This is a genomic window from Corynebacterium sp. UMB10119B (assembly GCF_030228125.1).
Classification (GTDB): domain Bacteria; phylum Actinomycetota; class Actinomycetes; order Mycobacteriales; family Mycobacteriaceae; genus Corynebacterium; species Corynebacterium pseudogenitalium.
The window spans coordinates 1-17,544 of sequence record NZ_JASPBG010000017.1 but is presented as its reverse complement, the minus strand read 5'-3'; the positions used below and the strand labels follow the sequence as shown (position 1 = coordinate 17,544).

Annotated in this window: 19 protein-coding genes and 2 tRNA genes; 13 read left to right on the top strand and 8 right to left on the bottom strand. The window is 62.4% G+C overall.

Annotated elements, in window-relative coordinates:
- Window positions 1-162 precede the first annotated feature (162 nt).
- From ctaD to QP802_RS10290, 3 genes are all read left to right on the top strand, one after another.
- Window positions 163-1,899, top strand: a complete 1,737-nt coding sequence (gene ctaD, locus QP802_RS10300; RefSeq protein WP_070361980.1) for an aa3-type cytochrome oxidase subunit I — start codon at window positions 163-165, stop codon at window positions 1,897-1,899.
- A 126-nt stretch (window positions 1,900-2,025) separates the two neighbouring features.
- A complete protein-coding gene (gene serB / locus QP802_RS10295) occupies window positions 2,026-3,291 on the top strand; it encodes a phosphoserine phosphatase SerB (protein WP_284818688.1) in 1,266 nt (421 codons plus the stop codon).
- Window positions 3,288-4,040 (top strand): aminoacyl-tRNA hydrolase, encoded by a 753-nt coding sequence (locus QP802_RS10290; protein WP_284818687.1) that lies wholly within the window; start codon window positions 3,288-3,290, stop codon window positions 4,038-4,040. The genes serB and QP802_RS10290 overlap by 4 nt, the downstream gene beginning before the upstream one ends.
- Here the strand turns inward: QP802_RS10290 and QP802_RS10285 are convergent.
- Both QP802_RS10285 and QP802_RS10280 read right to left on the bottom strand, forming a co-directional pair.
- Window positions 4,003-5,964, bottom strand: a complete 1,962-nt coding sequence (locus QP802_RS10285) for an ATP-dependent DNA helicase (RefSeq protein WP_284818686.1) — start codon at window positions 5,962-5,964, stop codon at window positions 4,003-4,005. The two genes, QP802_RS10290 and QP802_RS10285, sit on opposite strands and share 38 nt — an antisense overlap.
- A 15-nt stretch (window positions 5,965-5,979) precedes the next feature.
- On the bottom strand, window positions 5,980-7,317 hold the full coding sequence (locus QP802_RS10280) for a nicotinate phosphoribosyltransferase (RefSeq protein ID WP_252932031.1): 1,338 nt from the start codon (window positions 7,315-7,317) through the stop codon (window positions 5,980-5,982).
- Between the two features lie 118 nt (window positions 7,318-7,435).
- Here QP802_RS10280 and clpS point away from each other — a divergent pair, with 118 nt between their 5' ends.
- The 7 genes from clpS to rdgB all read left to right on the top strand — a co-directional run bounded on the left by clpS (window position 7,436) and on the right by rdgB (window position 12,167).
- The gene (clpS, locus tag QP802_RS10275; protein WP_071565662.1) at window positions 7,436-7,735 is read left to right on the top strand and encodes an ATP-dependent Clp protease adapter ClpS; all 300 of its coding nucleotides are present in this window, start codon (window positions 7,436-7,438) and stop codon (window positions 7,733-7,735) included.
- Window positions 7,736-7,759: 24 nt separating this feature from the next.
- Window positions 7,760-8,302: a DUF2017 domain-containing protein gene (locus QP802_RS10270; protein WP_070361986.1), complete on the top strand. Its 543-nt coding sequence runs from the start codon at window positions 7,760-7,762 to the stop codon at window positions 8,300-8,302.
- 4 nt (window positions 8,303-8,306) lie between these two features.
- Window positions 8,307-9,107: a rhomboid family intramembrane serine protease gene (locus QP802_RS10265; RefSeq protein ID WP_407933417.1), complete on the top strand. Its 801-nt coding sequence runs from the start codon at window positions 8,307-8,309 to the stop codon at window positions 9,105-9,107.
- A 6-nt stretch (window positions 9,108-9,113) separates the two neighbouring features.
- Window positions 9,114-9,920 carry a glutamate racemase gene (gene murI / locus QP802_RS10260; RefSeq protein ID WP_070361988.1) on the top strand — a complete coding sequence of 269 codons (807 nt, stop codon included), beginning with the start codon at window positions 9,114-9,116 and terminating at the stop codon, window positions 9,918-9,920.
- A 95-nt stretch (window positions 9,921-10,015) separates the two neighbouring features.
- Complete coding sequence (locus QP802_RS10255; RefSeq protein WP_284818683.1) at window positions 10,016-10,792, top strand: MBL fold metallo-hydrolase; 777 nt, start codon at window positions 10,016-10,018, stop codon at window positions 10,790-10,792.
- Between the two features lie 23 nt (window positions 10,793-10,815).
- Window positions 10,816-11,547, top strand: a complete 732-nt coding sequence (rph, locus tag QP802_RS10250; RefSeq protein ID WP_070478462.1) for a ribonuclease PH — start codon at window positions 10,816-10,818, stop codon at window positions 11,545-11,547.
- On the top strand, window positions 11,544-12,167 hold the full coding sequence (gene rdgB, locus QP802_RS10245; protein WP_284818681.1) for an RdgB/HAM1 family non-canonical purine NTP pyrophosphatase: 624 nt from the start codon (window positions 11,544-11,546) through the stop codon (window positions 12,165-12,167). Before rph ends, rdgB begins: the two co-directional genes overlap by 4 nt.
- A gap of 9 nt (window positions 12,168-12,176) precedes the next feature.
- Here rdgB and QP802_RS10240 read toward each other — a convergent pair whose 3' ends face one another.
- Together QP802_RS10240 and QP802_RS10235 are read right to left on the bottom strand one after the other, a co-directional pair.
- On the bottom strand, window positions 12,177-12,545 hold the full coding sequence (locus QP802_RS10240) for a DUF3817 domain-containing protein (RefSeq protein WP_070361992.1): 369 nt from the start codon (window positions 12,543-12,545) through the stop codon (window positions 12,177-12,179).
- Between the two features lie 13 nt (window positions 12,546-12,558).
- Window positions 12,559-13,032, bottom strand: a complete 474-nt coding sequence (locus QP802_RS10235) for a hypothetical protein (RefSeq protein ID WP_284818678.1) — start codon at window positions 13,030-13,032, stop codon at window positions 12,559-12,561.
- A 360-nt stretch (window positions 13,033-13,392) separates the two neighbouring features.
- On the opposite strand from QP802_RS10235, the gene QP802_RS10230 reads away from it, so the two are divergent.
- Window positions 13,393-13,473 (top strand) — tRNA-Leu (locus QP802_RS10230).
- A 644-nt stretch (window positions 13,474-14,117) separates the two neighbouring features.
- Here the strand turns inward: QP802_RS10230 and QP802_RS10225 are convergent.
- Both QP802_RS10225 and bcp read right to left on the bottom strand, forming a co-directional pair.
- Complete coding sequence (locus QP802_RS10225) at window positions 14,118-14,336, bottom strand: hypothetical protein (RefSeq protein ID WP_071573756.1); 219 nt, start codon at window positions 14,334-14,336, stop codon at window positions 14,118-14,120.
- Between the two features lie 18 nt (window positions 14,337-14,354).
- Window positions 14,355-14,846, bottom strand: a complete 492-nt coding sequence (bcp, locus tag QP802_RS10220; RefSeq protein WP_070975250.1) for a thioredoxin-dependent thiol peroxidase — start codon at window positions 14,844-14,846, stop codon at window positions 14,355-14,357.
- Window positions 14,847-14,916: 70 nt separating this feature from the next.
- On the opposite strand from bcp, the gene QP802_RS10215 reads away from it, so the two are divergent.
- The gene (locus QP802_RS10215) at window positions 14,917-15,192 is read left to right on the top strand and encodes a DUF3618 domain-containing protein (protein ID WP_284818676.1); all 276 of its coding nucleotides are present in this window, start codon (window positions 14,917-14,919) and stop codon (window positions 15,190-15,192) included.
- A gap of 51 nt (window positions 15,193-15,243) precedes the next feature.
- On the opposite strand, the gene QP802_RS10210 is transcribed toward QP802_RS10215, so the two are convergent.
- Entirely contained in the window at window positions 15,244-15,807 is a 564-nt protein-coding gene (locus tag QP802_RS10210; RefSeq protein ID WP_284818674.1) for an isochorismatase family protein, read from the bottom strand.
- A 131-nt stretch (window positions 15,808-15,938) separates the two neighbouring features.
- Window positions 15,939-16,014, bottom strand: a tRNA-Lys gene (locus tag QP802_RS10205).
- 217 nt (window positions 16,015-16,231) lie between these two features.
- Between QP802_RS10205 and QP802_RS10200 the strand changes: the two genes are divergently transcribed.
- Window positions 16,232-17,401: a L,D-transpeptidase gene (locus QP802_RS10200; protein ID WP_284818672.1), complete on the top strand. Its 1,170-nt coding sequence runs from the start codon at window positions 16,232-16,234 to the stop codon at window positions 17,399-17,401.
- The last annotated feature ends 143 nt before the right edge of the window (window positions 17,402-17,544 follow it).

Sequence of the window (17,544 nt, the reverse complement as noted above, 5' to 3'; positions counted from 1 at the left end):
ATGGTGGCTGTTGTCAGGCCTTGGCAGGGGTGCGAGGTGGACGTTGGGGAAAGGCCCGGAAAGGCTGGCAAATGTATGGGCGCGTCACTTAAGATGATGCGGTATCACAATTAGCTTTCGTGTACCTGTTTTGTGTGCGAAAGTTACAGTCAGGAGGAACGAATGACCGCTGTGGCGCCAAGGCTGGAGACTAAAGTCCAGTCGACACGTCCGGAGCCAACTGGCAATGGCCGGATTGGCTCTCAGATTTATAAGCAGCTCACCACGACAGACCACAAAGAGCTGGGCATCATGTACATCATCATGTCCTTCATCTGGTTCTTCGTTGGTGGCTTGATGGCTCTGCTGATCCGTGCTGAGTTGTTCAGCCCGGGCCTGCAGTTCCTGTCCAACGAGCAGTTCAACCAGCTGTTTACCATGCACGGCACCGTGATGCTGCTTGCGTTCGGTACGCCAGTTGTGTGGGGCTTCGCTAACTATGTCCTGCCGCTGCAGATCGGCGCGCCGGATGTGGCGTTCCCACGTCTGAACGCGTTCGGCTTCTGGATTACGTCCGTCGGTGTTTTCGCGATGCTGGCTGGGTTCTTGACCCCGGGTGGTGCGGCTGACTTCGGCTGGACCATGTACATGCCGCTTGCTGACGCAACGCACACCCCATCCGTCTCCGCGAACCTGTGGATCGTCGGTGTGGGCGCAACCGGTATCGGTACCGTCGCATCCGCGATTAACATGCTGACCACCGTGCTCACCATGCGTGCGCCAGGCATGACGATGTTCCGTATGCCAGCGTTCACCTGGACCGTGTTCGTCACCTCGATCATCGCCCTGATGATCTTCCCGCTGCTGCTCGCTGCTGCACTGGGCGTGCTGTACGACCGCCTGCTGGGTGGCCACATTTACGACACTGCAAACGGTGGCGCAATCCTGTGGCAGCACCTGTTCTGGTTCTTCGGACACCCTGAGGTGTACGTCCTGGCGTTGCCGTTCTTCGGCATCATCTCTGAGATCATCCCGGTCTTCTCCCGTAAGCCAATGTTCGGCTACATCGGCCTGATCTTCGCAACGCTCGCGATTGCTGGCCTGTCGATGGCTGTGTGGGCGCACCACATGTTTGCAACCGGTGCCGTTCTGCTTCCGTTCTTCTCCTTCATGACCTTCCTGATTTCCGTCCCAACCGGCGTGAAGTTCTTCAACTGGGTGGGCACGATGTGGAACGGACACATCACCTTCGAGACCCCGATGCTGTGGGCGATGGGCTTCCTGTTCACGTTCCTCTTCGGTGGTCTGACCGGTATTATGCTGGCTTCGCCACCGCTGGACTTCCAGCTGCATGACTCCTACTTCGTGGTTGCGCACTTCCACTACACCCTGTTCGGTACCGTGGTGTTCTCCGCAATCGCTGGTGTCTACTTCTGGTTCCCGAAGATGACCGGCCGCATGCTGGACGAGCGCCTGGGCAAGATCCACTTCTGGTTCACGTTCATCGGTTTCAACATGACCTTCCTGGTCCAGCACTGGCTGGGCAACATGGGTATGCCACGCCGCTACGCTGACTACCTGGATACCGACGGCTTCACGCTGCTGAACCAGATCTCCACGGTCGGTTCCTTCATCCTGGGCATCGGTATGCTGCCGTTCATCTGGAACGTCATCAAGTCCTGGCGTTACGGCGAGATTGTCACCGTGGATGACCCATGGGGCTACGGCAACTCGCTCGAGTGGGCAACCTCCTGCCCGCCACCGCGCCACAACTTCACCGCGCTGCCACGTATCCGCTCCGAGCGTCCTGCGTTCGAGCTGCACTACCCGCACATGGTGGAGCAGCTGCGCCGCGAGGCTCACAGCAACCACAAGGCTGATACCCCAGCAACGTGGAAGGGCACGAACTCCGGGAAGTAACCAGATGGTGAACCCCTCATCCTGACAGATCACACCCCTCATCGGTTCTCCGATGAGGGGTTTTGTGTTGTCAAAAGGTGCTACCCTCATCACAGTCAGCCAGTAACACGAAGGAGTACACCACCAATGACGGCGTTTGAGGTAGAGCTGCAAGCAGGTCTCAAGCCTGCGGTTATCACCGCGTCGGGCCCAGACCGCCCGGGCGTTTCGGGTTCGTTTTTCACAACCCTGTCGCGCCACAATGTCCAGCTGCTCGACGTGGAGCAGACGGACTTCCGAGGGCGCCTGATGCTGGCAGCCTTCGTGGGCATGGACCCAAACGACTTGGTGGATATCGAGCGTGAGCTGCGCGTCGCGCTGTGGGACTATGGTCAGCGTGTCACCATCGAGACGGATGTCTCCGCCCGCTCGGACCAGCGCCCGCGTTCCACGCACGTGGTGGTGGTCCTTGGCAACCCGGTTACGGCTGAGGCGGTTTCACGGCTGGGGACGGAGTTGGCGTCGGTAGGTGCAAACATTGACACGATTCGCGGGATCGCGCAGTACCCGGTGACAGGTTTGGAGCTGTGCATTACGATCCCGAATTACTCGCCGGGTGACGGGCAGGAGATCCGCAAGAAGCTCGCGGAGATCTCAGCAGAGCTGGGGATTGATCTCGCGATGGAACACGCGGGCTTGCACCGCAGGATGAAGCGCCTGGTGTGCTTCGACTGTGATTCCACACTGATTACTGGCGAGGTCATCGAGATGCTGGCTGCGCACGCGGGACGTGAGGCGGAGGTCGCTGCTGTGACTGAGCGCGCGATGCGCGGCGAATTGGACTTTGAGGAGTCGCTGCGCGAGCGAGTGAAGGCACTGGCGGGGCTCGACGCGTCGGTGATTGAGGAGGTGGCGAAGGACATTGTGCTCACGCCTGGAGCGAGGACCACGATTCGCACGTTGAACTCGATGGGGTACCGCACCGCGGTGGTCTCTGGCGGGTTCATCCAGGTGCTGGAGGGGCTGGCTGAGGAACTGGAGCTCGACTACGTGCGCGCGAACACGCTCGAGATTGAAGACGGCAAACTGACGGGTCGGGTGATCGGCAAGGTGGTGGACCGCCAGGCGAAGGCGGAGTTCCTGCGCGAGTTTGCGCAGGACAGTGGGCTGCGCATGGACCAGACGATCGCGGTGGGTGACGGCGCAAACGACATCGATATGCTCTCTGTGGCTGGTCTGGGCATTGCGTTTAATGCGAAGCCGGCGTTGAAGGAGATCGCGGACGCGTCGGTGAACCACCCATTCCTGGATGAGGTGCTCTACATGATCGGCATCCCGCGTGACGAGATCGACGACTCGAATGAACGCCAGGGCATCGATGGTCGCGTCGCTCTGACAAACCGCGAAGCATGAGCAGACAGTTAGCTTGGCAGCTCCTGCACGAGCGCACCAGCGCTGACTACCGGCAGCGCACCGAGGACCCGCGCGACCCGGAGACGGTGCAGGCGATGCAGCTGGTGATCAACCTGCCGAAGCAGGACCCGCCACCACGCAACGCGGTGCTAGTCGACGCCGCCCGCGCCACCGTCGCTGTCTGTCTCGCGGAACAAGCGGGCGAGCCCGGGCCGTGGCGGGAGCACCTGCAGCGCTGGTACGACCACCGCATCCGCAAGGTGACTCGACGGGCGCGAAACAAGGCGTGGTTGGATGTGCAGGAGGTGCCCGGGGTGACGGTCGGGTCGGTGCGGGCGTTTGTGCCATCCGCGGTGTGCGACGTGCCGCACGAGGTATCGAAGCTGCAGATCAAGGGGACGGACCTGCCGATGGAGTCGGTGGAGGGGCAGGTGGGGGCGTCGACACCTGTGATTGTGGTGGATGCTGGGCTCGAGATGTCTGCGGGGAAGGCGGCCGCACAGGTGGGGCATGCCTCAATGCTGCTTGCTGCGCAGCGCCCGCTCGAGTGGGTGCAGGCGTGGGCCGAGGACGGCTTCCCGCTGAGTGTCCGCGAGGCGGACAGTGGCGTGTTTGCGGAGTGCTTGGCGTACGCGCGCGAACACGACGGCGTGGTGGTCGCCGACGCAGGGTTCACGGAGGTCGCGCCAGGCTCGGTGACGGCGCTGGCGTTTAGCGCGCTGCCACCAAGCGTTTTAGCGCGCCTCTGACGGTATCGGGGTTGGTGGTCTCCCAGAAGGCTGGGAGGCTGCGGCGCAGGAAGGACCCGTAGCGCTTCGTGACTAAGCGGTTATCGAGTACGGCGACGACGCCACGGTCACTGACCGAGCGCAGCAGGCGGCCCGCGCCCTGCGCCATGAGGAGTGCTGCATGCGTGGCGGAGACCTCCATGAACCCGGAGCGCCCGGCAGCATCCGCGGCGTTGGCACGTGCCTGCAACAGCGGATCGTCGGGGCGGGGGAACGGGATGCGGTCGATGATGACAAGCGACAGGGAACGGCCGGGGACGTCGACACCCTGCCAGAGGGTCAGCGTGCCGAACAGGCAGCTGTTCTCGTTGCGGGCGAACTTGTCCACGAGCGCGCCGGTGGAGTCTTCGCCCTGCAACATGATGTCGAAGGGGAGGCGTGTGCGCATCGCCTCCGCGGCCTGCTGGGCGGCGCGGCGCGAAGAGAAGAGACCGAGCGTGCGACCGCCGGCAGCGGTGATGAGCTCGGCGATCTCATCGAGCGTCGCGTCCGACAGGCCGTCGCGGCCAGGTGCAGGCAGGTGCTTGGCGGTGTAGAGGATGCCGGACTTCGCCGGGTCGAAGGGGGTGCCGGCGTCGAGGCTGTCCCATGTGTTGTCCGGAAGACCCCAGGAGGCCGCCATGGCGTTGAAGTTCCCGCCGACAGTCAACGTGGCGGAGGTAAGCACCACGGTGTGTTCGCCGAAGAGCTTCTCCCGCAGCAGGGCGGCGACGGAGAGTGGCGCGACGGCCACGGAGTCGTCGTATTTGTCGGAGCGCGTCAGCCACACCACGTCGTAGTGCTTGGCTGGGTCGTCCTCGTCGAAAACTTCGAGGATGCGGACGGTGGCGTCGTGCAGGTCCTCGAGGTGGTTCTTGAGGTTGCCGCGCTCGGCGGCGGTTTCCGGGTCGTTCGCGGCCTCGCCTTCGGGGGCGTCCGCGATGGCGTTGCGCGTGCGCCACAGTGCATCGCGGACACCGGTGAAGGCGCCGCGCGCGGGATCAGAGATGCGTTCCCAGCGGCCGGGCTCCTCCAGGGCGAGTGCCGCGTTGAAGTCGTCGGCGACGTCTTCGAGAATCGCCTTATCCGCACCGAGCTTGCCCGCACGCCGGGCAGCGAGCGTCAGCGCGCGGGCTGAGAGTTCGTTGGTGGCTACGGAGGTGATGCGCCCGTCGAGCTCGTGGGCCTCGTCGATGATGACGACGTCGTGCTCCGGCAGTACGTCAACGTCTGCGAGGGCGTCGATAGCTAGCAGCGCGTGATTCGTTACCACCACGTCGACGGAGCGGGTCTTCTCCCGCGCAAGCTCGGCGAAGCACTCCTCGCCGTGCGGGCAGCGACTCGCCCCAAGGCACTCGTTGGAGGTGACGGACACCTGGCGCCACACCAGATCGGGGACGCCGGGCTCGAGGTCGTCGCGGTCGCCGGTCTCGGTGTCCTGTGCCCACTCGGCGACGCGCTTGACGTGCTTGCCCAGCCAGGAAATGTCGTCTTCCTCGATGAGCGCCTCCGGGGTCTCCTCGTCTAGCCCGATCTTGTGTAGGCAGACATAGTTGTTGCGGCCCTTCTGGATGGCGAAGGTGGGGCGGCGCTCCAAAAGCGGCTCGAGGGCGTCGGCGAGCCGGGGCAGGTCACGCTCGACGAGCTGGCGTTGCAGCGCGATGGTGGCCGTCGATACGACGACGGTGCTGTCCGACTGCTGCGCGTGCCGAATCGCGGGGATGAGGTAGGCGAGCGACTTGCCGGTGCCAGTGCCAGCCTGCACGGCGAGATGGCGTCCGGCGTCGATCGCTTTGGTGACGGCCTTCGCCATCGCGACCTGCCCGGGGCGCTCTGCGCCACCGAGGGCGGCGACGGCGGCCGCGAGCAGGTTTTCGGTCGTTTGGGCGAAAGGCTGGTCACTCACATCGGGAAAGTCTACCTACTCGGTGGGCTCAGGGAAGCCGACGAAGCGCGTCGGGATCGCCGCATCGCCCTTCGCCAGCGCCAGGCCCTCCCACGGCAGGGTGGTGCGAGCGGTATTGTGCAGCTCGCGGGCAGCCTCGAGCTCGTCATGCTTGTCGACGACCTCTCCGTCCCGAATCAGCGGTACCACCAGGTCACGGTACTCGAGGGCTGGCTTCGTATCGATTTCCGCGCGCAGCGGGTAGATGAGTTCCGCCACCGCGACGCCGGAGGCGCGGTAGGCGCGCTTGGCCAGCTTCGCGCCGCCGTAGGTGCGCTTCCCGGAGGAACGCTTGGCCACAGGGTGGCCGTCGACCTCTACAAGCTTGTACACCAGCGTGGCCGTCGGTGCGCCGGAGCCGGTGACCACCGAGGTGCCGACGCCGAAGCCGTCGACAGGGTCGCCGCGCAGGCCCGCGATGGCGAATTCGTCGAGGTCGGAGGAGACGATGATCTTGGTGTTGAATGCGCCGGCCTCGTCGAGTTGGGCGCGCACGCGACGCGACACGATGCCCAGGTCACCGGAGTCGATGCGGATCGCGCCGAGCTCAGTGCCCGCGACCTCGAGTGCGTGCTCGATGCCTTTGGTGATGTCGTACGTATCGACGAGCAAGGTGGTGTCCTTGCCCAGACTTTCGACCTGTGCCTTAAACGCGGAGACTTCGTCGGGGCGACCTTCCTCGTCGACGTGCAGCAGCGTCCACGCGTGGGCGGCGGTGCCGGAGGCCGGGATGCCGTATCGGTAGGAGGCTTCCATGTTGGAGGTGCCGACGAACCCCGCGATGTAGGAGGCACGCGCAGCAGAGACCGCTGCCTGCTCGTTGGTGCGTCGCGAGCCCATCTCTATGATCGGGCGGCCATCAGCGGCCGTGACCATACGGGACGCGGCGGAGGCCACCGCGGAGTCGCCGTTGAGGATCGACAGGATGACTGTCTCCAGGATCACGCACTCGGCGAAGGTGCCGCGCACCGTCATGATGGGGGAGTATGGGAAGTAAATGTCGCCCTCGCGGTAGCCATCGACCTGGCCGGAGAACGAGTAGTCCCGCAGATATTCCTTGGCCTCGTCAGAGAGGAAGTCGAGCGCCTCGATTTGCGCGTCGGTGAAACGGAAGTTCTGGATGGCGTCGACAACTCGGGCGGTGCCTGCGACGACGCCGTAGCGGCGGTCATTCGGCAGGCGGCGGGTAAAGACCTCGAAGGCGCACTGCCTGTGTGCGGTGCCGTCTTGAATGGCGGCGTCGAGCATGGTCAGCTCATACATGTCCGTCAGGAATGCCGTCGAGTAGTTGGGGTGGGCCTGGTTTTCAGTCATGTTCGATGAGTGTAGTGCGTAGACGGGACTGCTGGGTGCATTAGCACACAATGCTTGCGGGCGTCGTGTTTCTGAAGCAGGTAAGGTGGTGCACATGAAAAAGACAGGAATTGTAGCGATGAGTTCGCCGATGGCGTCTCCTGAGCTCGACGAAGCCATTGACGTCGAGGTTGCGACGAGCGAAAACCTGCCGTGGATGTGCATAGTGTGGGACGACCCCGTCAACCTGATGAGCTATGTCACCTACGTTTTCCAAACCGTCTTGGGCTACGACCGCAAGCGCGCCCAGGAGCTCATGATGCAGGTGCACACCGAGGGGAAAGCGGTGGTGTCCTCTGGTGAAAAAGACAAGGTCGAGGGCGACGTGAAGAAGCTGCACACCGCTGGCCTCTGGGCAACAATGCAGCAGGCCGGATAGGCCAGGGCAAGGAGAGAGTAGCGAATGCAAGCTTGGCGGAAGAAGAAGGGCCTGTTGCGCTCAGGCATCAAATTTACGACGCTGTTTGACCCCCTCGAGCGCGAGATCATCGGGGACTTGACGGCGACGGTGTCCGAGGCGTTGATCGCTAGGGCGCAGTCCGCGCCGCGCGACGAGTTCTCGGAGATGATGGGGCTGTCTGTGGGCCACTCCGAGGCGCCGACGGACCCGAAGCTGGCCCGCCTGCTGCCGGACTTTGAGCGGGAGCAGGACGAGGAGTTCGAGGGCGACAACGGCCTGCTTCGCAGCTTGCACGAAAACGACATCATCAAGGCGAAGCTGACCAACCTGCAGGTGGTCAACGAGGCGCTGGGCCCAACCGGTGGCGTTGAGGTGACCATCGAGGAAGAGGAGGCACACCAGTTCCTGGCGGCGCTCAACGACATGCGCCTCTACGTCTCGGCCGACGACCGCGGCGGCGAGGCCGCCGAGCAGCAACGCGCGCAGCTCATCGAGTGGCTGGCGTTCTGTCAGGAGTCGCTGCTGCAGGCGATGATGGGCGAGTAAGCATATGACGCAACCTCCACACGCACCGAGGCCAGGCTGGGGCTACGGCCAGACTGGGCAGCCGGGTTACGGCAAGCCCTTCGACCGGCCGTTCTCGCACCCGGACCAGCAGCTTGCCGCGTTTGGCGTCGACCCTGCGATGGACCCTGCCGCGCAGCGCAAGAGCAAGTTCAAGCAGCAGCGCAGAACCGGGCTGCTGTTCGCCCTCGGCTACATCGCGATTATCTGGGCCGTGCACATCCTGAACATGGCGGTGTTCGGCGGAGAGCTGAATAACTTTGGCGTGCACCCGCTGGACCTGACCAGTATCTGGCACATCTTCACCTCGCCGCTGCTGCACGCTGACCTGGACCACCTGATCGGTAACACCGGCTTGGGCGCGCTCTTTGCGTTCCTGGTGGGATACTCCGGCAAGCGGGTGTTCTGGGAGGTCACCGCGTTCGTGGTGCTGATCGGTGGCATCGGAACCTGGTTGTTCGGTGGGATCGGCACGAACCACATTGGTGCCTCGGGCCTGGTCTACGGCTGGCTGGCGTACCTGCTGGTGCGCGGCTTCTTCAACCGGTCGGCGGGCCAGGTGTTGCTTGGTGTCATCCTCGGGTTTACGTACTCGGGCCTGATGTGGGGCGTGCTCCCACTGGTCGAAGGTGTCAGCTGGCAGGCCCACCTCTTTGGAGCGATTGGTGGCGTGGCCGCGGGTATGATCATCACCTCGGACGACCCGCCGGAGCTCGCGATGAAGAAAGCGCGGAAGAAGCAGCAGAAGCAGCGCAAGAATCCGAATCAGCCCTATGGGCTAGGATGATGTGACGTGAAAACGCTCGAGAACAATGCTCCTATCGGTCTTTTCGACTCTGGCGTGGGCGGACTGACGGTAGCCCGCGCCGTCATCGACCAGCTGCCCAACGAGTCGATGATCTACATCGGCGATACCGCGAACAGCCCGTACGGGCCACAACCGATTGCGCAGGTGCGCCAACACGCAATGCGTATCGCCGACGAACTCGTCGCCCGCGGCTGCAAGATGCTGGTCATCGCCTGCAACACGGCCACTTCCGCATTCTTACACGACGCCCGCGAGCGCTACGACATCCCAGTTGTTGAGGTGATTCAACCAGCGGTGCGGCGCGCAATCGCGACCACCCGAAACAACAAGATTGGTGTGATCGGCACGCAGGGCACCATCACCTCCGGGGCCTACCAGGACCTCTTCGCGCTCAACTCAAATTTGGAGGTGACGGCCACCGCCTGCCCGCGGTTTGTCGAGTTCGTGGAGCGCGGCGTGACGTCAGGCCCAGAGATCCTCAGTATCGCGAAGGAGTACTTGGCACCGCAGCGCGAAGCGGGCGTCGATACGCTGGTGCTGGGCTGCACCCACTATCCGCTCCTCTCTGGCATCGTGCAGCTCGCCGTGGGGGACGACGTCACACTCGTGTCCTCAGCGGAGGAGACAGCGAAGGATGTGCTCCGCATCCTCACTGAGCGCGACTTGCTGGCGGATCCTGAGGTGGAACCAACGCGAACCTTTGAATCCACCGGCGACCCGGCAGTGTTTGACTCCCTCGCGACGCGCTTCCTTGGGCCGATGGTGCACGCCGTAAACCACCCCATGAGCTAGGCCACAGCAGCCTGAATTCTATGACATGGCTACAAAACTGAGTGTTTTTAGTGGAAACGTTAGAAATTGCGTAGTTTTCATGGCACAGTAATTCCATGAAGTTGACCATTCTCGGGTGTTCAGGGAGTTTAGGCGCCCCCGGTAATCCCGGCTCGTCCTATGTGATCAGTACGCCGGGCAACCCGGACATACTGATGGACTTTGGGCCCGGCGCCTTGGCTGCGATGCAAACGCGCGAGGAAATGGATCCTTCCAACGCGCACCTGGTTTTTTCGCACCTGCACGCGGATCACTGCTCTGACGTGCCCTCGCTGCTGGTATGGCGGCGCTACCACCCGGAAAAGCCGGCGAGGCGCACGCACAAACTGTACGGCCCAGGCCACGCTGCGACGCACTTTGGCCGCATGGCCGCGAACACCGCCGACGAGGTCGACGACATCAGTGACACCTTTGACGTACACACGTGGAGCCCACGAACCCCAGTGGAGATCGATGGGGTGCAGGTCACCCCGTTCCCGGTGGATCACCCGGCGCAGGAATCGCACGCGCTGCGGGTCACGTGCAAGAAGACCGGCGCGACGCTGGTCTACTCGGGCGATAGCGGGGTCACGCCTAACCTAGTCGAGGCGGCCCGCGACGCAGATCTCTTCCTCTGCGAGGCCGCCTGGGGTCCGACATCCGAGGGGATGGCGCCCGGCATGCACCTGTCTGGTGAAGAAGCGGGGCGGATTGCGCGCGAAGCGGGCGTCAAGAAGCTCGTGGTTGTGCACATCCAGCCGTGGGCGGACCAGCAGGCCACGCTTGAGGCCGCTGCGCGCGAGTTCGGCGGGCCGACGGTGCTCGGCAAGCCCGGCGCCTGCTTCGAGCTGTAACGCAGTGCGTTACCCTGGAGGGCATGACAACTTCTGATTTTCTGCGCGCAGACGGGCGCGCGCTCGACGAAATGCGCCCGGTGCGTATCACCCGCTCGTTTACCTCGAACCCGGCAGGTAGCGTCCTTGTAGAGTTCGGCAACACCCGCGTCATGTGCACCGCCTCCATCGAGGAAGGCGTGCCGCGCTTCAAGAAGGATTCCGGCGAAGGTTGGCTGACCGCCGAATACTCCATGCTCCCGGCCGCAACCCACGAGCGCATGCCACGCGAATCGATGCGCGGCAAGGTGAAGGGCCGCACCCACGAGATCTCCCGCCTGGTCGGGCGTTCGCTGCGCGCTGCGGTGGACCTGCGCCAGCTGGGGGAGAACACGATCCAGCTCGACTGCGACGTCCTCCAAGCCGACGGCGGCACCCGCACCGCCTCCATCACCGGCGCGTACGTCGCGCTTGCGGACGCCATCTCCGTACTCAAAGAGCGCGGTGTCGTACCGGGTGAGCCGCTGCTCGCGCCAGTCGCCGCAGTCTCCGTAGGGATTATCGACGGCCGCGTTTGCCTCGACCTGCCGTACGAAGAAGACTCCCGCGCTGAAGTTGACCTCAACGTAGTGATGCAGGAGGGCGATAACTTCGTCGAAATCCAGGGCACCGGCGAGCACGGCCTGTTCGGCCGCGAGGAGCTCAACCAGATGCTCGACGTGGCACAAAAGGGCTTGAACGAGCTCATCCAGGCGCAGAAAGCCGCGCTGGCATGACGGTAAGGGTGCTGGTTGCGTCCAATAACGCAAAGAAGCTCAAAGAACTCCAGCAGGTACTCGACGACTGCGGCATCGACGGCGTGGAACTCGTCGCCCTCGGCGACGTAGAGCCGTACCCGGAGCCGAAAGAAGACGGGCTGACGTTTGAGGAGAACGCGCTGATCAAGGCGCACGCCGGGGTAGCAGCCACCGGGCTGCCGTGCGTGGCGGACGATTCCGGCCTGGCCGTCGCCGCGCTCAACGGGATGCCCGGCGTGCTCTCCGCCCGCTGGTCTGGGCATACCGGGCAGCATGGCGCCGAGGACACCGACACCGCGAACAACAACTTGTTGCTCGCGCAGATGGCGGACATCGCTCTGCGTGACGCGGCGTTCGTGTCCTGCTGTGCGCTCGTGACCCCGCAAGGCGAGGAGTTCACCGCCGAGGGCCGCTGGGAGGGTAGCCTGCTCGAAGCGCCGAAGGGCGAGCACGGCTTCGGCTACGACCCGATCTTCCAACCAGCCGACACCCCTGGTCGCTCATCAGCACAGCTCAGCCCGGAAGAGAAAAACGCCCGCTCACACCGTGGGACGGCGTTGCGGGCGCTGGCACCGCACATCGCGGCGCTTTGTAGCTAGCGTGGGCAGCTAGCGTAGCTGGAACGTGCGCGTGACCTCCTTGCGGCGCTTCGCCTCCACCCAGAAAGACAAGAAGGGGACGACGCCAGAAATCGCGGTCACCGCCCACGTCTGCGCAGCCCAACGGGCCTTCAGCCCCAGGTTCAGCGATGTGACCAGGAACAGGATGTACGCCAGCCCGTGCACGCGCGCCACCCACTCCAGCATGGACACGTCCATATGTAGGAGGTACTGCATGATCATGCGCGCGCATAGGAGCAGCAGCAGGATGCCTGTCGTCCACGCTGCGACAGAGAACGCCGTGAGCGCTTGCTTTACTCGGCGCTGACGCTCCGGGTGAATCTTGGGTGCTGCTGCGTTTGGCTGCGGCTGGGTCATGCTTTCAGGCCTCTCACTTTCTGTTCGGTTCGCTCTTCGGCTCGCTGTTTGGATCCGCCGAACCACGACGGCGTGGTGCGAGCATTGAGTTGTATTCTTCCACATCGAGAGTAGGACGCTCCGGCAGGAAATCCTCATCAATCTCCACCGGATCACGGCTGCCGTCCGCACCGTAGCGTGCAAGGTCCGCCTCGTAGAGCTCATCCATCGACCCCGATGCGTTCAGCGCATCAATTTTTTCGTTCTCCATCTTTAACCCCGCCTTGTAGGCGTAGACGAAAAACGCACCGAAGAACGGCCACTGCAACGCATACCCCAGGTTCTGGAACGTCCCCGTCCCGGACTGGTAGCGGGTCCACTGCCAGTACGCCAGCAGACAGCACGTAATCACCGCGGCGATGAGCAACACGACGTGCCACGCGCGAACCCGAACGTGCCGACGCTTCGGCGCGCCCTCTTCACCTGGGAAACTGTTTTGCTCGCTCACAGTGCTTCAGTCTAGCAACAACACTTATCGACGCCCCCTCCGACAAGTTTTGCGGCCCCGATACTTGTTCTGCGGTTGCGTGTGTCCGCGCGGCGGACACCCCTGATGCGTTCCCGGAAGGATGGAGCTGGTAGACGTGTTGCCGCGGACAGACAGAGGGGATCCTGTGTCCGCGGGGTGGAAGATGAAAAGGGGGTTGTGTGTCCGCGCGGCGGAAACATTTGATGTCTTGCCGCGGACAGGTGGAGCAGATCGCGTGTCCGCGCAGCGGACACCTCCCCCAACCTGGTAGCAGCAGCCCCGGTCCTTCCTGCTAATTTGTGCCCACTTGTGCAGTGTGTAGGATGAAAGGCGCTTTATGCGCCCGTGGCGGAATTGGCAGACGCGCTGGATTTAGGTTCCAGTGTCTTTGACGTGTGAGTTCAAGTCTCACCGGGCGCACAAGAGGAAAGAGCCTCCGGGATTGCAAATGACGCAGTGTCGGAGGTTCTTTTGTGCGCGCCGCAAAAGCCAAAAGCTGGGCTTAAGGGACATTTTGTGTGTAACTAACTGTGTCCAGCCCACCCTTTTCTCACGCCTAAGCTGGGGTTCCACTGATGATCAATGCCGGTATCGAATTCTTTCGGTCCGTCGACCTCTTCCCGTTGACCTCTTCCGGTCGACCTACTCCGGTTTACCAACGCAGGTCAGCGCAAAATCGGCAAAATAGCCCCAAAACCATCCAAATCACCGCTGACCTGGGTTGGTCGACGCAATGAGGTCGACCGGAACACCCGAGCGCCTCGATGCGACCAGAATTGTGCACGTCAAGGGCTTTGCTCGTCCCCCTGGCTATATGTGGCCGCGCAACGCGCAGGCGGCTGGTTCTAGTCCCCTAGAGCCCTCGATGCCGCGGGTCCCTGCGCTACCCGCAGACTCCAGATCACACACCAGGCGTCATTCGGTGTTGATTTCTCAAAACGGGCGAATGGAACTGTTTTGAAAACCATATCTGGTTGTTGGCCGAGGTCATCCCGGGAAACCAGATAGATTTATACACACAAAATGTCCCTTAAGCCAAAAGCTGAGTAGCGGAAGCCGCAAAACTACGGCGCGTCGATCGGGAACTGGACGGAGCCGTCCGTCGACTGGGTGGGTGCTTCGTCCTGCTCCGGCCCGTAGATGAGCCAGCCGCCGAGGGCGACCAAGGCCGCGATCGCGATGGTCGCGATGACTGCGCGCTGCTTCTTGGGCTCGGCAGGGCGGTCGGGGTTGTACTCGTCTTTGAGGTAGGGGTCTTGGTTTGGCGTCGTATTCTTATCCACGGCGCCAAAGATATCATCTTATGCGCCGGTGGTTGCATTCAGGTCCCAGTCGCGCAGGATGCGCTCGACGTGGCCGGTTGCACGAACGTTGTACTGTGCCTGCTCAACCTTGCCGTCGGCGCCAACGAGAATGGTGGAGCGGATGACGCCCTGCACGATGCGGCCGTAGTTGTTCTTCTCGCCGAATGCGCCGTAGGCGGTCATGGTTTCCTTGGACGGATCGGAAAGCAGGGTGATCTTCAGATCGTGGTCTTCGCGGAACTTCGCCAGCTTTTCTGGCTTGTCGGGGCTGATGCCGACGACAGCGATGTTGGCGTCGTTAAACACTTCGAGGTGCTCGGTGAAGTCGCAAGCTTCCTTGGTGCAGCCCGGGGTGTTGGCGCGTGGGTAGAAGTAGACAATAACGCGCTTGCCGGCGAAGTCTGCAAGCGAAACGGTTTCGCCTTTGTCGCTGGTCAGGGTGAATGCGGGGGCGGTGTCGCCTTGTTCGAGTCGAATGTTGTCAGTCATAATTCCCCGTTTTACACTAGATTGGTTGGAAGTTCTGTAAATAGTTAACACATCTAGGAGTATGTAGATCGTGGCACGAGATATTCATGACATTGAGCGCAGCCTTGCAGAGACCCGCTCGAAGCTCGCTAGCACCCTCGATGAGCTCGCAGACCGCGCTCAGCCATCCAACCTTGCAGGCAGCGCGAAGAGCGAAGCTGCTAACTGGCTGCAGGATGAGACCGTCCAGAAGGTCCTGATTGGTATCGGCGTTGGTGTCGCAGCACTTGTTGGCATCAAGGTGTTTAACAGCCGCAAGCGCAAGAGCGAGCTGAAGAAGCTGCAGGAGCTGCTCTCTCAGCGCTAAAACGCGCAGAAGAGTGCCCCGCCCTCCACGTTGGAGGAGCGGGGTTTTCTGCTATTTCACGACGATCGTCGCACCTGCCGCTTCCATCTCACGCAGTGCGGCCTGCCCACGCTCCTCGTCGACGGGGGAGCACAGGTCGGCGAGGACGCGGACGTCGAAACCCTCCTTGCGGGCATCAAGCACCGTGGCGCGCACGCAGTGGTCCGTAGCGATGCCGCACACATCAATGGCAGTGACGCCGTGCTCGCGCAGCCAATCGCCGAGCAGTACATCGCCGTCAGTGACGCCCTCAAACCCGGAATAAGCAGCGGTGTAGTGCCCCTTCCGGAAGTACTTGTCAATACTTATCGACGCCAGCGGCGCGCGCAGCTGTGCGCCATCGGTGTCAGCAACGCAGTGGACTGGCCAGGTATCCACAAAATCCGGGTCCTGCGAGAAGTGGGTGCCAGGGTCGATGTGCCAGTCCTGCGTGGCGAGCACGAAGTCGTAGTCGTCTCTGTGTTCTTCGAGCAGTGTGCGCACGCCTTCGGCGACGAGATCACCCTTCGCGGTGCCGAGGGAGCCGCCGGGGCAGAAGTCATTTTGGATATCAACAAGGATGCAAGCGACAGTCATGCCGATAGCCTAGCCGGTGGCGCGCCTGCTCGGGGCGTTTCAAAGTATGGGGGAATTTGTGGGGGATTTGGGTTAAGATACGAAAAAGCCCCTGGCCTGCGGTACTGTTCCCGCTGGTCAGGGGGTTAAGGTGGTGCGCCATCAGGGAATCGAACCCCGAACCCACTGATTAAGAGTCAGTTGCTCTGCCAATTGAGCTAATGGCGCTTGTTGTCTTGGAGGCTGTCCTCGTTGGCAACGTTGAATACAGTAACACTAAGGTTTGCAGGGTGTAAAATCGCCTGGTCAAGGTGGTTATTTTCGATCGTTATGTAACGGTTATCGTTTCGGGTCGTTGTAAAGTAGCGTTTCGTTGTGCTGGGGCGATAGTGTTGTTGGTTGCTAAAACTTCGGGTGTTGTGAGGAAGCGAGAAACGTGACAAGCATGCGGCGGTCTCTCATTGGTGTTGGCCTTGTCGCCGTGTTGGCGGCGGGTGTAGTTGGGTGCTCGTCGGAGGCGGGCAAAGGCATCAACCAGGTGGCGGAAACCACTGGTCAGACGACCGTCAAACCAGAGCCCCCGGCGTTTTCGGTGAAGGACGAGGCGACAGACGTCGAACCCCTCGACCCGATTACGGTGAAGTCCGAAGCCGGGCTCGAAGAAGTCGAGATGACCAACGAGGCAGGCAAGGTTATCGAATCGTCCTTCAATGATGACCGCACCGAGTGGGAGGTCACCGAACCGCTTGGGTACGGCCGCTACTACACCATCGTGGCGAAGGATAAGGCTGGCCAGAAGAAGACCGTGAGCTTTTCCACGGTCGTCCCAGCGGCAACTACGAACGTGTACATGGGCCCGCTTGAGGGATCGACTGTTGGTGTCGCGCAGGCGATCACGTTCCGTTTCGACGTCCCCATCCAGGATACGAAGGCACTTGAGGAGCTCATCGACGTTGAGACCTCGAACGACACCGAGGGTGGCTTCTTCTGGCTGGACCCATATGAGCTGCGCTGGCGCCCAAAGGAATTTTGGGAGCCAGGCACCACGGTGAAGGTGACGGCCGACCTCTACGGCAAGGACCTCGGCGGCGGCGTCTACGGCGCGCAGGATAACGAGACCACCTTCGAAATTGGGGACGAGGTGAAGACAGTCATCGACAACAACGAAAAGGTGCTGCGCGTCTACCAAAACGGTGAGCAGATCCGTTCGTTCCCGGTATCGCTGGGTACCGACTTCCAGTACGACACCCCGAACGGCACCTACGTCGTTGGCGATGAGCACACCTCGCTCGTGATGGACTCCCGCACCTTCGGGCTTGGGCTGGGGCAGGGCGGCTACGTCACCCCCGTGGACTACGCCACCCAGCTGTCCTACTCGGGCATCTACGTGCACTCGGCACCGTGGGCGGTGTGGGCGATGGGTTCCACGAACCAGTCGCACGGCTGCGTCAACGCGACGTACTCGGACGCGCAGTGGTTCCAGCAGACCGTAAAGCGAGGCGACCCGGTCATCATCAAGAACACGAACGGTGGCACGCTCAACGGCTACGACGGCCTGGGCTACTGGAACCTGGACTGGGAGCAGCGCTCCGGCGGTTCAGAGGATCCGGGTTAAGCGACAAAATGTGTGCTTTTTTGGATATGGATTCCAGGTCCTGCCTGGGCCTACGGCGGGACAGTACTCGTTGAATCGGGATTCCCTGCCGTAGACCGGAAGGTCCACCACTTCAGGCGTTGGATGTGCTATGACAGCAGACT